We start from the raw sequence: 15,294 nt of genomic DNA on the forward strand, positions 1-15,294 counted from the left end.
TCGCGATAAAGAATCCCGTGGCGAGCGCGCTTGGCTCCATTGGTCTCTTACCTTTCGCCGAACTGTCCCCGCGAACGGTAAGTCTCTATTGTTTCGTGCCAACTCGGCAAGATCCTACGGCACATGATCGAACTAGTTTACCTATTTGTGCCGTACCGTTCGTATGCTAAGCATCGAGTAGCGGATTGCCGCCAGGGTGAACAGCAGGCCGCCGGAGAGCCACACCGGATCCCAGAGCAGCAGGTGCCAGGGCAGCGCGGCCCGCCCGAGCCCGGCGGGGACCTCGACCACCCCGGCCACGATCAGCAGGTGTTGCGCCAGGTTGGCCACACCGTACAGGGAGAGCAGGGCGGCGGCGCCCCAGCCGGCGAGCAGCAGCATCCAGCGCGGCAGCCAGCGGGGACGCCCGTCGAGGAGCGCGAGGGCCAGTGCCGCGGCGACCAGTTTGAGGACCGCGGTGGCCCAGAGCAACGCCACGAAGCCCGGCTCCCGGGCCAGCGCCGGCCCCTCCACAGCCGGGCCGATGGTGCCGGTGCCGACCCGACCTCCGGCCGCCCAGTAGAAGCTGAGCGCGGCGAACAACAGCGACCAGACGCAGGCGCCGTAGGCGACCCAGGGACCGGGGCGCCCGCCGGCCCGCCGCGCCGGGTCGACGGAACCGCCGCCGCGCTGGCCGTCGGTGCTCGCTGCGGTGCTCCGGGTCACCGGTCCTCCCGTGGTCGGGTACGTCCGTCGATCGAGATCGTATCGGTGGACGACGGTGCCACCGCGTCCGCCTTCCGTGGCAAGGCTTTGCCGTGCCCCTCGAAGCGGCCTCCACGTTCGCTCGACGGCGCGGTGTTCGAGGCGACGTCGAGGCCGCCGCGAGGCCGTCACAAGGCGGCCGCTCGACGGTGAGAACCCGACCACGCTGCGGATGACGGGGCGGCGCGCGGCGCTCGCCGACGGACGCGGCCCAAGGACTCACGAAGGACTCCTGGGTGATGAACCGACGGGTTGTGGTAACCGGGCTCGGGCCGGTGTCGAGCATCGGCATCGGCATCGACGCCTTCACGACGGCACTGCGCGCCGGGCGCAGCGGCATCACGCCGATCGCCAGCTTCGACACCAGCGGCTTCCTGACCGACCGGGCCGGCGAGGTGCACGAGTTCGCCCCCGACCGCCTGCTGACCCGGCTCGACCCGGCCGAATGGGGCCGCAGCAGTCTCTTCGCCGCCGCCGCGGCCCGGCTCGCGCTCACCGACGCCGGGGCCACCGACGTCCCGGACCGGTCCGACCGGGTCGGCGTCTGCATGGGTACGACCAGCGGCGAGTCCCAGGTGGTGGAGCGGCTCACCGAGCACTGGTTGGCCCACGGGTACCCGGGCACGCCGCAGCGGCTGGCCCGCCAGCTGCCGGCGGGACGGGTCGCCGAGGCGGTGAGCCGGGAACTGGGCCTCACCGGCCCGGCGCTGACCGTCTCCACGGCCTGCTCGGCGAGCAACTACGCCCTCGGGTACGCCTTCGACGCCATCGCCACCGGAGAGCAGGACTACATGGTGGTCGGCGGGGCCGACTCGGTGTGCCGGTGGGCCCACGCCGGCTTCTACCGGCTGGGGGCGCTCGCCGCCGAGCGGTGCGCGCCGTTCGACCAGGACCGCGCCGGGGTGATCACCGCCGAGGGCGGGGTGGCGCTGTTCCTGGAGAGCCTGGACTCGGCCCGCGCCCGCGGCGCCCGCGTCTACTGCGAGGTGCTCGGCTACGGGCTCACCTGCGACGCCAAGCACCCGACCGCGCCGGACGCGACGAGCGTGGCCCGCTGCATGCGGCTGGCCCACCAGGACGCCGGCGTCAAGCCCGACGAGGTCGACTTCATCTGCGCCCACGGCACCGCCACCCCGGCCAACGACACGGCCGAGTACGCGGCGGTCCGCGAGGTCTTCGGCGACCGGCTCCCGCCGATGAGCTCGGTGAAGTCGATGCTCGGCCACACGATGGGCGCGGCGAGCGGGTTCAGCGCCCTGGCCGGGGCGCTGGCCATCTCGGCCGGCTTCCTCGCGCCGACCATCAACCACGTGACCACCGACCCGGCGATGACCGGCCTGGACGTCGTGCCCAACGAGTCGCGCCCCGAGCAGCCGCGCATCGTCCAGGTCAACGGATTCGCCTTCGGCGGCAACAACGCCATCACGATCCTTGGACGGCTCGCATGACCGTGACCACCGATCCGCCCACCAGCGACTTCGCGCTCGGCGTCTCCGGGTGGGGGGTGCTCTCCCCGTACGGGCTGGGCGCCGACGAGTTCACCGCCGGGCTGCGTACCGGCCGGGACGGCACGGTCGACGCGGCCGCGCTGACCGACGAGGCCGTTCCGGACCCGCGGGCGTACGGCCTGGCCGGGTTCCGGGCCCGCGACCACCTGGGCCGCAAGGGCACCAGCTTCCTCGACCGGCGGACCGCCTTCGCCGTGCTGGCCTGCGGCCAGGCGCTGGCCGACAGCGACCTCGTGGTCGGCGACGACAACCGGGACCGGGTCGGCGTCGTGCTCGGCACCAACGTCGGCAGTCTCCAGTCGACCAGCGACTACAGCCGGGACACCCTGGTGCAGGAGAAGCCCTACCTGGTCAACCCGATCCTGTTCCCCAACACCGTGCTCAACTGTGCGGCCGGCCAGGCGGCCATCTGGCACCAGCTGCGCGGGGTGAACACCACCCTCGCCGGCGGCGGGATGGCGACCCTGGCCGGGCTCCGCTACGCGATGACGGTGCTGCGGCGCGGCCGCGCGCAGGCGCTGCTGGTCGGCGCGGTGGAGGAGTACACCCCGCAGATGGCGTGGGCCGAGCACGCCACCGCCGCGGCGCCGACCACCGTCGGCGGCGAGGGCGGGGCGGTCTTCCTGGTCGAGGACGCGGCCGCCATGCGCGCCGCCGGCCGCGACCCGGTCGCCGAGATCATCGCGGTCGACCTCGGCCACACCGGCGACCGCGGTGACCTCGCCACGGCGCTCGCCGACCGGGTGCGCCGGGTGCTGGCGCAGGCCGGCGTCGCCGCCGAGGACCTGGCCACCGTGGTCACCTCCGGAGCCGCCGCCGAGGAACGGGCGCTCGACGAGGTGGTCGGCCCGGACGCCGACCGGGTGGCGATCAGCGACCTCGCCGGCAACTGCCCGACCGCCGCCGGCGCGCTCCAGGTCGCCGCGGTGCTGGCCCACCACCGGGGCGCGCCGGAGCACGACGGGTGCCTGTCGCTGATCGTCGCCAGCACCGTCGACGGCGCCGTCGGCGCTGCCGTCCTGAAGGGAGCCGGGCGTGCGGCTCGCGATCACCGGTAGCGCCATGCGCAGCAGCCTCGGCGACACCGTCGAGACGTACAAGGCGCTGCTGGCCGGGGAGTCCGGCCGGCAACCGCTGCGGTACGTCGCCCCGGCGGGGGTCAACGTCCGCCACGGCTACCACGTCGACGCGGCCGGCCCGGAGCGCCCGTACCGGGCCAGCGCCTGGCTGGCCGAGTGCGTGGCGGCGGCGGCCCGGGAGGCCGGCCTCGACTGCGCCCGGCAGCGGGTCGTCGTGCTGGTCGGCACCGGGCTGCGCGAGCTGCGGGCGGTGGAACGGTGGCGGGCCGACGGGCAGCCGGTGGACCTGGACGCGCTGCACTTCGGGGCCGCGATACGCGCCGCGCTGCCCGGCGTCGAGGACGTCGTCACCGTCTCCAACGCCTGCTCGGCCTCGTCGCACGCGCTCGCGCTCGCCGCCGACCTGCTCCAGCTCGACGAGGCGGACGCGGTGCTGGCCTGCGGTGCGGACGCGATGACCGAGAGCATGCTCGCGATGATCGGGCGGGTCGGTGACGAGTCCAGCGACGCGGTACGGCCGTTCGACGCCGACCGCAAGGGGGTGCTGCTCGGCGACGGCGCGGTGGCCGTCGTGGTGCAGCGGGCCCCGGACGACGCCGCCGCGGTGTGGCTGCGCGGGGTGGGCATGTCGTGCGACGCGTACCACGAGACCGCGCCCGACCCGGACGGCCTGCGCGCCGCGATGGCCGACGCCTACCGGCGGGCCGGGCTGCACCCGGCCGACGTCGGGCTGGTGCTGGCGCACGGCACCGGCACCGCGCTGAACGACCCGACCGAGGCCGGCGTGCTGGCCGGGCTGTTCACCGACGCCCGCCCCGGACCGCTGGTCACCGGGATCAAGGGCGCGATCGGGCACACCTCCGGCAGCGCCGGGCTGATGAGCCTGCTGGTCGCCGTCGAGGCGCTGCGCCACGGCCAGGTGCCGCCGGTGGTCGGACTGCGCACGCCGATCCCCGAGGCGGCCCCGCTGCGGCTGGTGGTCGGCGGGCCGGCCGGCACCGACGCCCGGATCGCCCAGGTCAACGCGTTCGGATTCGGCGGCGTGAACGCCGTCTGCCTGGTGGAGGTGCGGCATGAGCGGTGACCGGGTGCTGGTCGCGGCCGCGACGGTACACGTGCCGGGGATCGCGCCCGACCGGCTGATCGCCTCGGCCACCGAGCCCGACTGCGGCCCTGAGGAGGCGCACACCCTGCTCGGCCGCAAGGGTCTGCTGTTCAAGGAGCCGGCGGTGCGGCTCGCCATGTGCGCCGTGCACCGGGCCCTAGGCCTGCCGCCCGGCCGGCCGACCGGGCCGGTGCCGGACGCCGCCGGGACCGCCGTGGTGGTCAGCTCCAACCTCGGCAACGTCGCCACCGTCTGCGACATCGTCGACCAGGTACGCGCGGGCGGTCTGCGCGGGGTGAGCCCGATGCAGGCGCCGAACGCGTCGAGCAACATCATCGCCAGCAGTATCGCCATCCGGTACGGCTTCACCGGCCCCAACCTGATGGTCTGCTCCGGCGCGACCGGCGGGCTCGACGCGGTGCGGCTCGGCGCCCTGCTGGTGCGCAGCGGCCGGGCGCACCGCGCCGTCGTGGTGGGCGCCGAACCGGCCGACGAGATCGCGGCTGGGCTGCGCGCCGCCGGCGGGACCCTGCCCGGGCCGCCGCAGGGGATGGCCGCCTGCGTGGTGCTGGCCCCCGCCGAAGGGTCGGGCGGGGTCCGGCTGCACTCCGTACGCCGGCACCGCGCCCCGGAACCGGTCCCGGCCGGCGGGCCGCGGACCATCCGGCTGGCCTGCGGCAGCGGATCCGGCGACGGCCCGGACCTGGCCGCCCTGATCGGCGGCGGATACGGTGCGGCCGGGGTGCTGCAGGCCGCGCTCGCCGCCCGGTGGCTGACCGACCCGGCCACCCGACCGGCCGGCGTCGAGGACGCCGCCGAGGCGGTGCTGACCTGCGGCTCGGCCGGCGACGGGTTCGCCACCGCGCGGCTGTGCCGCGACGGGGACCGGACATGACCTGGCGGCTGCTTGCCGCCGGTGCCGCCCCGCCACCCGGGCGGCCCCGGGTCGTCGCGGCGGTGCACGGCCTGGCCGACAACGGGACCACCTGGCAGGACCTGGCCGCGCGGCTCGGCCCCGGATACCGCTGCTACGCCGTGGACGCTCCGTGGAGCGGTGACCCGGGCCGGTCCCTGGTGGACTCGGCCGGACCCGCCGCGTGGCTGCGGCGGGCCCTGGCGGCCGTGCCCGAACCCGTCGACGTGCTGCTCGGCCACTCCTTCGGCGCCAACGCCGTACTGGACCACCTGGCCACCGGGCCGGCGCCGGCGGTCCGCGCCGCCGTCCTGCTCGCGCCCCTGGTCCGCCCCGCCGACCGGGCCCCGCATCCGGTGCTGATCGCCCGCACCCGGGCGGCGATCCGGCAGGTGGTGGCCGACGGGTTGCGGGCCCGGCTCGGCCCGCGCGCCGCCCACGTCGCCGACGACCTGCTGGCCGCGATGGTGGACAAGGCCCTGCAACGGGTGCCGGACGGCGCCGCCGACCTGGTGCTCGACCGGCTGCTCGCCACGCCACGGCCCGCGCTGGGGCAGGTCGACACCCCGATCCTGGTCCTCGCCGGGCGGGCGGACCAGCGGCTGGCCGGGGTGCGGGCCAACTCGCTCGCCGTGCTGCCCGCGGCGGAGGTCCGCATCCGCCCCCACTACGGCCACTTCTGTCACATCACGCAGGCGACCGAGGTGGCCGCCGAGTGTGCCGAGTTCCTCGACCGCGTCGTGCCGGCACTGTCGCCGGCCGGTCCGACCCTGGAGGTTTCCGCATGACCGTCCTGCTCGACGCCCACCCGACGACGTATCGCGGCCGGCCGCGGTACGAGGGTGCCAACATCGGCACCTGGGTCGGCTTCAAACAGTTCGTGTACCTGGCCGAGGACGCGGTGCTGCAGCACTACCGCGATCGCGGCACGGGCCCCGGCCAGCTGTTCCACGAGGCCGGCGTCCAGCTGTCCATCGTGGAGCACTCGGTCCGGCTGCCCGGCCCGGTCTTCGTCGACGACGAGGTGCACGCCGAGGCGACGCCCGCGCCGGGCGGCAACGACGCCGAGGACACCTTCGCCGTCACGCTGACCGTCGAGCGGGACGGGCAGCCGGTACCCGTGCTCAAGGGCAAGGTCCGGGTCGCGTTCGTCGCGCCGACCGGGATCACCGGCGACCTGCCCGCCGCGCTGGCCGGGCGGGTGGTGCCCGGCCTCGCCGCGCTGCGACCGCCAGCCGAGCCGCCCGCGGCCTTCCGGCCGGGCTTCCGCTGGAGCGAGACCATCCCGTACCCGCACTGCCAGTTCTCCGACCGGATCCAGCACTCCGGGTACGTGCGCGACCTGGAGGAGGTGGTGCACCGCTACCTCGCCGACCGGGGCATCTCGATCCGGCGGATGCTCACCGAACGCAACTGGATCCCCGCCGTCACGCGGTCCCAGGTGCGGCTGCTCGCCGACGCGCACCTGGAGGAGGAGCTGCACACCGTCTTCACCGTCGACGACATCGTCAAGGACGTCATGTTCAGCGGCCGGATGGACTGCTACGTGGTCCGCGACGGCCGGATCGTGCACACCGCCACCGGGTCGATCACCCACGGGTACGGGGTGGCCAGCGGCCCGGACGCCGGCCAGGTCGCCGTCATGGACCCGCGGACGCAGGCCGCGCTGCTGTGGAGCGCGCCGTGACCGGCCGGCCCAGGGTGTACTTCTCGTTCCAGAGCCCGTTCAGCTGGATGGCGCTGCGGCAGCTGGAGGAGCGCGTACCGGACTTCGCGGACCTGTTCGAGTACGTGCCCTTCTGGGACCCCGACGCCCGGACCCGGGCCGGACTCGACGCGCACGGTGCCGACTTCCACTACACCGTGATGAGCAAGGCCAAGCACCTGTACATCCTGCACGACACCAAGCGGCTCGCCGCCGGCTTCGGCTACCGCCTGGTCTGGCCGGTGGACGTCGCGCCCTGGTGGGAGCCGTCCGCGCTGGGCTGGCTGCGCGCCCGCGAACTCGGCTGCGCGCGGCAGTTCTACCAGGTCGTCACCGAGGCCCGCTGGGACCGGGGCGACAACATCAGCGACCCGGCGGTGCTGCGGGCCGCCTGCGACGCGGCCGGGCTGCCCGGCGCCGAGCTGATGGCCGCCGTGGACGACGACCGGATCCGCGAGCTTGGCGTCGCGGCGCTGGTCAGCGCGCACCACGACGAGGTGTTCGGCATCCCGCTGTTCATCGTCGACCGCCAGCGGTACTGGGGCGTGGACCGGATCGCCGACGTCGAGGCGGCGGTGCGGGCGCTGCGCGGTGCGGGCCCGGCGGTCGAGTCGGCCGACCTGCTGGCGAGCCTCCCGGTGGCGGCGCTCGCGACGGTCGGCTCGTTCGACCACGACGAGCCCGGCGGCTGCGGCTGACCGGGCGAGGGGAGGAGACGACAGTGCGCACCTGGCAGGGATCCCGCATCGCCGGGCTCGGGTACTACCAACCGCCGCGGGTACTCACCAACGAGCAGCTCACCGAACTGGTCGACACCGACGACGCGTGGATCCGCAGTCGGGTCGGCATCCAGCAGCGGCACATCGCCGAGGACCAGTCGGTGGCCGACATGGCGGCCGCCGCCGCCGGCAAGGCGCTCGGCGCGGCCGGCGTCCAGCCCGCCGACGTGGACCTGGTGGTCGTCGCCACCTGCACGTCCATCGACCGGGTGCCCAACGTGGCGAGCCGGGTCGCGGCGAGCCTGGAGATGGCCGGGCAGGCGGCGTACGACATCAACACCGCCTGCTCCGGCTTCTCGTACGCGCTGGCCACCGCCGACCACGCGATCCGGGCCGGCGCCGCCCGGACAGCGGTGGTGATCGGGGCGGAACGGCTCACCGACTACATCGACTGGCAGGACCGCAGCACCTGCATCCTGTTCGGCGACGGCGCCGGCGCCGCGGTGCTGGTCGGGGACGACGACCCGGGCGTCGGGCCGGTGGTGTGGGGCGGGTCGGCCCAGCGAGGGCCGGCGATCCGGATCGAGGGCCGCTCGGCGCGGATCGAGCAGGACGGCCCGACCGTGTTCCACTGGGCCACCACCGCGCTCGCGCCGATCGCCGAGGAGGCCTGCCTGCGGGCCGGCGTGAAACCGGCGGAGCTGGCGGGATTCGTGCCGCACCAGGCGAACCTGCGCATCATCAACGCGATCGCTCGGGACCTCGGGGCCGACCAGGCCGTGATCGCCCGGGACATCGTGTCGTCCGGGAACACCTCGTCGGCCAGCACGCCGATCGCCCTGGCGAAGCTGGTGGAGCGGCGGGAGGTGCCCAGCGGCGCCCCGGTGCTGCTGCTCGGGTTCGGCGGCGGGCTGACGTACGCCGGCCAGGTGATCCGCTGTCCCTGAGCCACCGCCGACCGCCCGGCGTCCGCCGCCCTCGAGGCGTCGGGTGCCGGGCGGCGCCGGTTTTCCGCCGCGTCCGGGGCCGAAGGGGGGAAGCCCCGGACGAGCGGTTCGGCCCGGACTGGCAGCAAGGCGGGCCGCGCCAACCCCGCGAGTGTGTCCGGGGAGCAGCGACTAGTGGTTGCTTTCCTTTCTAGAGCTGTCCATAATCGACTGTCGTGGGGAGCGTCTATCGGATCGGCGAGTTTGCCAAGCGGGTGGGCCGTTCGGTGAGCACGGTGCGCCGGTGGGAGGCGGAGGGCCGGATCGCGGCGCGCCGTCTGCCGTCGGGGCAGCGGTATTTCGACGATTCGGATGTGCGCAGGGTGCTGCAGCCGGGTTTCGACGCCGGGCGGCGGAAGGTGGTGGTGTACTGCCGCGTATCGTCGCCGGGTCAGAAGTCGGACTTGGCCTCGCAGGTGGCGGCGATGCAGCAGTTCTGCCTCGCTCGCGGTCTGGCCGTGGACGAGTGGATCAGCGAGGTCGGCGGCGGGTTGGACCTTCGCCGAGAAAAGTTCCTGGCGTTGATGGACGCGGTTGACCGGGGTGAGGTCGCCACGCTGGTGGTGGCGCACAAGGACAGGTTGGCCCGGTTCGGGTTCGATTTCCTGGAGCATGTGGCGGCGCGCGGTGGCTGCGAGATTGTCGTCGCGAACCAGGAGTCCCTGTCCCCACGGCAGGAGCTGGTCGAGGACCTCCTGGCCGTCGTGGGCTCCTTCTCGTGCCGGCTGGACGGTCTGCGCCGCTACGAGAAGGAGTTGAAACGGGCGGACTTGACCATGGAGGGTGACCGGTGAAGGTCACCCGGATCGCCTACTCGGCCCGACTGAATCCGGGCAAGTACGCCGCCCTGGTGGAGCAGGCGCGCCGGTTGGGTCGGGTACGTAGTGAGGTGTGGCAGCGTTACGGCTCGATTCTCGGTGTCGGGTCGGGGTTGCGGGACCGGCAGGTGCGGGACCGGTGGCTGGCTGACGGCACACACGCCCGGTTTGGTGTGTTGGCGAATGCGTGGAAGGAAACCGTCCGCGACGCCATGGCCGACATCGGAGCGAACCTCGAGGCGGCCAAGGTCGACGTCCGGCGGGCGATCAGCCGACGCACCAACGATCCGGCCGAGCGCAAGCGGATGTACACCGCGTTGAAGGCCGACCGATGGGCTGGGGATCCGTTCCTGGCTCGGCAGATGCGCAAGCATTGGAAGCGGGGCCGCAACCGCACGCACGATCAGATCGTGGTGCGCGCCGACAAGTACAACATCGCCGTTGATGGGCGGGGCCGCCTGTGGCTGGCGATTCCCGGTCTCGAGCCCCGCAAGCTGGTCAAAATCCCGCTGTCGACGACGGTCGCGCCGACGGGCACGTTGCGGCTGATCCTGCGTGGTGGCCGGGTCGAGGTGCACTACCAGATCGACGCATCACAGATGCGGTCGTCGCGGCGGCCGTGCGGCGACCAGAGGGTCGGGGTGGACAAGGGCTACACCGAAGCCCTCACCGACTCCGACGGCCAATCCCACGGTGAACAACTCGGCGACCTGCTGACCCGTGAGTCGGACCGGTTGAAAGAGCGCAACCGCCGTCGGGCGAAGCTCCGCTCGATCGCCAACACCGCCACCGCGCGTGGCGACCATGCGAAAGCGCACCGGATCAAGACCAACAACCTCGGCACGGCGAAACGGGACCGGCAGGCGGCCCGGCACCGGGCGCGGGTGCGTACGGAGATCTTCACCGCGGTGCACGAGGTCGTCGATAAGGCCGCCACCGTGATCGCCGAGGACCTCACCAAACGCTTCACCGGACATAGGAAGCTTCCCAAGAACATGAACCGGCGTCTCGCCGCGTGGACCAAAGGAGTCACCGCGGAGGCGCTGAAAAGCGTGTCGGAGCGTAGAGGTTCTGCGCACGTTCCCGTCAACGCCGCCTACACCTCACAAACCTGCCACCACTGCGGCGCCTTCGGCCGCCGTAGCGGGGACCGGTTTCACTGCACCCGGTGCGGGGTGGTGTGGCAGGCAGACGTGAACGCCGCGATCAACATCCTGCAAAGAGCCGGCGACCCCGACATCGCCCTGCACACCCCACACCAGCGGGTGAAGCAGATCCTGCAGGACCGGACCGATCGCCACCGGACCAGACTGCCGGTCCAGGACTCCAGCCCAGCCACCGCTGGGCGGAGAGCGAAACATCCGAACCACTCAGCAATGAGTAACGAGTAGGAAGCAGTCGTCGAGTGCCGGGACCGAGATTTCGGCGCCTGGTCCGCGTCCTCGCCCTGCTGCAGTGCGACCCGGGCCGGACTCCGGTCGGTTCCGGCCCGGGCGGGCCTCTCGTGGCGGCCGCCGGTGTCGCACGGGAACCAGGCTGCCCGGCCACCCTCGAAGCGGGATCGACCGTGGCTCGACGGCGGCGGCCCGGCGGCGGACCTCGGCCCGGCCGCCCGCCCTGTTCGGCCCGGCCGCCTGCGGCCTGACCGGCGGCTCGAGCCGGCTGCTAGCCGTCCCCGACCTCGATCCGAGCCCACCCCGAGCCGGGTGGCCGACCGTGGGCGGCGTTCCCATCCGCCCGCCGCGTGCCTGACGTGAGCCGCCGGGCCTTCATCGAGCCGGACCGGGAGTAGCAGAGATGTTCCAGTGCGGAAGTGATAACCATGAGCCGTGAGGCGCTGCTGGCGCGCCTGGCCATGGTCGGGCGGGCGATGCCCCGCACCCCGGTGGTGCAGCTGCGTCACGACCGGCTGGACCTGTTCGCCAAGCTGGAGTACGTCAATCCGAACGGCAGCTCCAAGGACCGCTCGGCGTACTGGATCCTGCGGCGGGCCGTCGAGCGCGGCGACGTCACCGAGCGGACCACCATCGTGGAGTCCTCGTCGGGCAACTTCGCCATTTCGCTCGCGTCGTTCTGCCGCTGGATCGGGTTGACCTTCGTCCCGGTGATCGATCCGAACGTCAACGCCAGCACGGAGGCGTACCTGCGCCGGCTGTGTGACCGGGTCGAGAAGGTCACCGAGCCGGACGGGACGGGCGGGTACCTGTCCACCCGGCTGCGGCGGGTGGAGGAGTTGCGGGCGGAGCTGCCCTCGGTCTACTGGCCCAACCAGTACGCGAACCTGGACGCCGTCGAGGCGCACGACCGGCTCACCGGCGCGGAACTGTGCGCGGATCTGCCCCGCATCGACTACCTGTTCGTCGGGGTGAGCACCGGCGGCACCATCGGCGGGCTGTCCACCCGGCTCAAGCGGCTGCACCCGGACGCCTGGGTGGTCGCCGTCGACGCCGAGGGGTCGGTCATCTTCGGTGGCCCGCCGGCCAAGCGGCGCCTGCCCGGGCTCGGCTCCAGCATCGTGCCGCCGCTGGTGGGCAAGGCCAGCATCGACGACGTGGTGATCGTGCCCGAGGTGGACGCGGTGCGCGGTTGCCACGAGCTGTTTGAGCGGCACGGGCTGTACACCGGCGGGTCGACCGGCAGCGTCTACAGCGCGATCGAGCGGTACTTCGCCGACCACCGGGGGCCGCGCCCGACCGTCGCCTTCCTGTGTGCCGACCGAGGCACCGGTTACGCCGACACCGTGTACGACCCGGAATGGGTCGACCGGTTCGTCGCCCAACGCGACCGCGGCCAGTCCGTGGCCCTGGTGTGAGAGGAACAGCATGACCGAGACGCACCGACCGACCGTCCGGCCGTTCACGGTGGTGACCGCGGCCGAGGTGGCCGCGGCCGTCGAGGCGGACCGGGCGGCTTGCCTGGACGCGGTACGCCGCTGCTACCTCGCCCATGACGAGGCGGCCACCGCGCTGCCGCACAGCAGCTTCCTGCGCTTCCCGCAGCTGCCCCGGGACCGGATCATCGCGCTGCCCGCCTATCTTGGCGGCGAGTTCGAGGTGGCCGGCATCAAGTGGATCGCCAGCTTCCCCGGCAACACTGGGCACGGCATCCCTCGGGCGTCGGCCGTGCTGCTGCTCAACGACCTGGCCACCGGCTACCCGTACGCCTGCCTGGAGTCCTCGCTGATCTCCGCGACCCGGACGGCGGCGTCCGCGGTGCTCGGGGCGGAGGAGCTGGTGGGCGGCCGGCGGGTCGGCAGCGTCGGCTTCATCGGCACCGGCCTGATCGCCGAGCACGTCCGCCGGTTCCTGCGCGACCTGGACTGGGAGATCGGCGAGTACCGGCTGTTCGACCTGGACCCGGCAGCGGCCGAGCGGTTCGCCGCCGGCGTGCAGGCCGACGGGGTGGGTGCGGTCAAGGTCGTGCCCGAGGCCGCCGACGCCTGCGCCGCCGACCTCGTGGTGCTCGCCACCGTGGCCGGCGAGCCGCACCTGTACGACCCGGCCCTGTTCGCCCACCGCCCGGTGGTGCTGCACCTGTCCCTGCGCGACCTGTCGCCGGAGATCGTGCTCGCCGCCCAGAACGTCACCGACGACGTCGACCACGCGGTCCGCGAACGGACCTCGCTGCACCTGGCCGAGCAGCGGGTCGGGCACCGCGACTTCGTCGCCGGCACCATCGCCGGCGTGCTGCGCGGGCGGGTCCGCCGGGACCCCGACCGGGCCGCGATCTTCGCGCCCTTCGGCCTCGGGGTGCTGGACCTCGCCGTCGGGGCGTGGGCCTTCGACCGGGTACGCGCCGCCGGCGGCGGCCAGCCGATCGCCGACTTCTTCCCGCCGGCGAACTGATCGAGGGGGTGGCAGGTGGACCTGACGATCGAAGCCGAAGGGCTGCGCAAGACCTACGGCAACCACACCGCGCTGGCCGGGGTGGACCTCGCCGTGCCGGCGGGCACCGTGCTCGGCATGCTCGGCCCGAACGGGGCCGGCAAGACCACCATGGTGCGGATCCTGTCGACGCTGTTGACGCCGGACGGGGGCACCGCCCGGGTCTGTGGGCACGACGTGGTCCGGGAACCGCGTGAGGTACGCCGGCGGGTCGGCCTCACCGGCCAGTACGCGGCCGTGGACGAGCTGCTGACCGGCCGGGAGAACCTCGTGCTGATTGGCGTGCTGCACCACCTTGGCCGGCGGGCGGCCCGCGCCCGGGCCGAGGAACTGCTCGACCGGTTCCAGCTCACCGACGCCGCCGGCCGGGCCGCCCGGACCTACTCCGGTGGCATGCGGCGCCGGCTCGACCTGGCCGCGAGCCTGGTCGCCGACCCGCCGGTGCTGGTGCTCGACGAGCCCACCACCGGGTTGGACCTGACCAACCGGCGCACCCTGTGGACGATGGTCCGGGAGCAGGTGGCCCGCGGCACCACGGTGCTGCTCACCACGCAGTACCTGGAGGAGGCCGACCAGCTCGCCGACCGGATCCTGGTCCTCGACGGCGGGAAGGTGATCGCCGAGGGCACCCCGGACGAGCTGAAGCGCAAGGTCGGCGACGAGCAGCTGCAGATCCGGCTGCGCGACGGCGGTCAGCGGTCCGCCGCGGTCGCGGCCCTCGCCGCCGTCACCGCCCAGCAACCGGTGACCGACGAGGACCCGGCGAGCCTGCGGCTGCCGTCGAGCGACGGGCTGGCCGGCGTCGCGGCCGTGGCGGCGGCGCTGGACGCCGCCGGGATCGACGTCGAGTCGTTCGCCAGCTGCGCGCCGACCCTGGACGACGTCTTCCTCTCCCTCACCGGGCGGAGCACCGCCGAGAAGCCGGAGGCAGCGGCATGACCACCCTCGCCGTCGAGACCTCGGCCCTGGTGGGCCGCCACCTGCGACACCTGGCCCGGGTGCCGATGCGGCTGCTCGGCGTGACTGTCATGCCGGTCGCGTACGTGGTGATCTTCGGTTACCTCTTCGGCAGCGTCATCGAGGTGCAGGGCGGCGGCTACCGGGAGTTCCTGATGGCCGGCATCTTCGCCCAGATGATGCTCACCAACCTGCAGCACACCGCGCTCGGTGTGGTCGACGACCTGGGCAACGGCATCGACGACCGGTTCCGGTCACTGCCGATCGCCGGGCTCGCCGTACCGCTGGCCCGGACCATGGCCGACCTCACCCGGGTGGTGGTCGCCTGTGTCGCCATGGCCGTGGTGGGCTTCGCGATGGGCTGGCGGACGCACGCCGGGGCGCCGCAGGTGCTCGCCGGCTTCGGGCTGCTGCTCCTGCTCGGCTTCGCCGCCTCCTGGCTCGGGGTCCTCCTCGGGCTGCGGCTGCGCTCCGCCGAGGCGGTCAGCGCGGTGGCCTTCCTCGTCGTCATGCCGATGACGTTCCTGTCCAACGCGTTCATCCCGCTGCACGGGCTGCCGGGCTGGCTGCGCGCGGTGTGCGAGTGGAACCCGCTGTCCGCCGTGGTTGCCGCCTGCCGGGACCTGTTCGGCAACCCGGGCTCGGCCGGCGACGCCCTGCCGATGCGGCACCCGGTCGCCGCCTCTCTGCTGCTGATCGGCGCGCTGCTGGTGGTCAGCGCGGCGCTGGCCACCCACGCCTACCGGGCCGCCGCCCGGGGCCGCTGACCCCGGGCCGCCGCCGCCCGGCCGGTCCGCGTACGCCGACCGGCCGGGTGGCCACTCGCTCGCCACCCGCCATCCGTGAACACACCGCGTCCGTAGCTCCGGAGGACAG

At 73.6% G+C, this 15,294-nt stretch carries 15 protein-coding genes; 14 read left to right on the forward strand and 1 reads right to left on the reverse strand.

Annotated features, from left to right (window positions below; genetic code table 11):
• Window positions 1-141 precede the first annotated feature (141 nt).
• On the reverse strand, window positions 142-705 hold the full coding sequence (locus FXF52_RS31420) for a DUF3995 domain-containing protein (protein ID WP_148802294.1): 564 nt from the start codon (window positions 703-705) through the stop codon (window positions 142-144).
• 278 nt (window positions 706-983) lie between these two features.
• Here FXF52_RS31420 and FXF52_RS31425 point away from each other — a divergent pair, with 278 nt between their 5' ends.
• The 14 genes from FXF52_RS31425 to FXF52_RS31490 all read left to right on the forward strand — a co-directional run bounded on the left by FXF52_RS31425 (window position 984) and on the right by FXF52_RS31490 (window position 15,185).
• Window positions 984-2,192: a beta-ketoacyl synthase gene (locus FXF52_RS31425; RefSeq protein WP_148802297.1), complete on the forward strand. Its 1,209-nt coding sequence runs from the start codon at window positions 984-986 to the stop codon at window positions 2,190-2,192.
• Window positions 2,189-3,310: a beta-ketoacyl synthase N-terminal-like domain-containing protein gene (locus FXF52_RS31430; protein ID WP_148802299.1), complete on the forward strand. Its 1,122-nt coding sequence runs from the start codon at window positions 2,189-2,191 to the stop codon at window positions 3,308-3,310. The genes FXF52_RS31425 and FXF52_RS31430 overlap by 4 nt, the downstream gene beginning before the upstream one ends.
• Entirely contained in the window at window positions 3,288-4,415 is a 1,128-nt protein-coding gene (locus FXF52_RS31435; RefSeq protein WP_370518052.1) for a beta-ketoacyl synthase N-terminal-like domain-containing protein, read from the forward strand. Before FXF52_RS31430 ends, FXF52_RS31435 begins: the two co-directional genes overlap by 23 nt.
• Entirely contained in the window at window positions 4,405-5,331 is a 927-nt protein-coding gene (locus FXF52_RS31440) for a beta-ketoacyl synthase N-terminal-like domain-containing protein (RefSeq protein ID WP_148802301.1), read from the forward strand. The genes FXF52_RS31435 and FXF52_RS31440 overlap by 11 nt, the downstream gene beginning before the upstream one ends.
• The gene (locus FXF52_RS31445) at window positions 5,328-6,137 is read left to right on the forward strand and encodes an alpha/beta fold hydrolase (protein WP_148802303.1); all 810 of its coding nucleotides are present in this window, start codon (window positions 5,328-5,330) and stop codon (window positions 6,135-6,137) included. The genes FXF52_RS31440 and FXF52_RS31445 overlap by 4 nt, the downstream gene beginning before the upstream one ends.
• Window positions 6,134-7,036: a thioesterase gene (locus FXF52_RS31450; protein ID WP_148802305.1), complete on the forward strand. Its 903-nt coding sequence runs from the start codon at window positions 6,134-6,136 to the stop codon at window positions 7,034-7,036. The genes FXF52_RS31445 and FXF52_RS31450 overlap by 4 nt, the downstream gene beginning before the upstream one ends.
• Window positions 7,033-7,752: a 2-hydroxychromene-2-carboxylate isomerase gene (locus FXF52_RS31455; protein ID WP_222870773.1), complete on the forward strand. Its 720-nt coding sequence runs from the start codon at window positions 7,033-7,035 to the stop codon at window positions 7,750-7,752. The genes FXF52_RS31450 and FXF52_RS31455 overlap by 4 nt, the downstream gene beginning before the upstream one ends.
• 23 nt (window positions 7,753-7,775) lie before the next feature.
• Window positions 7,776-8,720: a beta-ketoacyl-ACP synthase 3 gene (locus tag FXF52_RS31460; protein ID WP_148802307.1), complete on the forward strand. Its 945-nt coding sequence runs from the start codon at window positions 7,776-7,778 to the stop codon at window positions 8,718-8,720.
• A gap of 215 nt (window positions 8,721-8,935) precedes the next feature.
• The gene (locus FXF52_RS31465; RefSeq protein WP_148802309.1) at window positions 8,936-9,553 is read left to right on the forward strand and encodes an IS607 family transposase; all 618 of its coding nucleotides are present in this window, start codon (window positions 8,936-8,938) and stop codon (window positions 9,551-9,553) included.
• Window positions 9,550-10,968, forward strand: coding sequence for an RNA-guided endonuclease TnpB family protein (locus FXF52_RS31470; protein ID WP_148802311.1), 1,419 nt, complete (start codon window positions 9,550-9,552; stop codon window positions 10,966-10,968). Before FXF52_RS31465 ends, FXF52_RS31470 begins: the two co-directional genes overlap by 4 nt.
• A gap of 431 nt (window positions 10,969-11,399) precedes the next feature.
• Window positions 11,400-12,389, forward strand: coding sequence for a 2,3-diaminopropionate biosynthesis protein SbnA (gene sbnA / locus FXF52_RS31475; protein ID WP_148802313.1), 990 nt, complete (start codon window positions 11,400-11,402; stop codon window positions 12,387-12,389).
• A 10-nt stretch (window positions 12,390-12,399) separates the two neighbouring features.
• A complete protein-coding gene (gene sbnB, locus FXF52_RS31480) occupies window positions 12,400-13,422 on the forward strand; it encodes a 2,3-diaminopropionate biosynthesis protein SbnB (protein ID WP_148802315.1) in 1,023 nt (340 codons plus the stop codon).
• A gap of 15 nt (window positions 13,423-13,437) precedes the next feature.
• The gene (locus FXF52_RS31485) at window positions 13,438-14,400 is read left to right on the forward strand and encodes an ATP-binding cassette domain-containing protein (protein WP_148802317.1); all 963 of its coding nucleotides are present in this window, start codon (window positions 13,438-13,440) and stop codon (window positions 14,398-14,400) included.
• Window positions 14,397-15,185: an ABC transporter permease gene (locus FXF52_RS31490; protein WP_148802319.1), complete on the forward strand. Its 789-nt coding sequence runs from the start codon at window positions 14,397-14,399 to the stop codon at window positions 15,183-15,185. The genes FXF52_RS31485 and FXF52_RS31490 overlap by 4 nt, the downstream gene beginning before the upstream one ends.
• Window positions 15,186-15,294 lie beyond the last annotated feature (109 nt).

It is taken from the genome of Micromonospora sp. MP36, from assembly GCF_008119785.1.
GTDB lineage: Bacteria > Actinomycetota > Actinomycetes > Mycobacteriales > Micromonosporaceae > Micromonospora.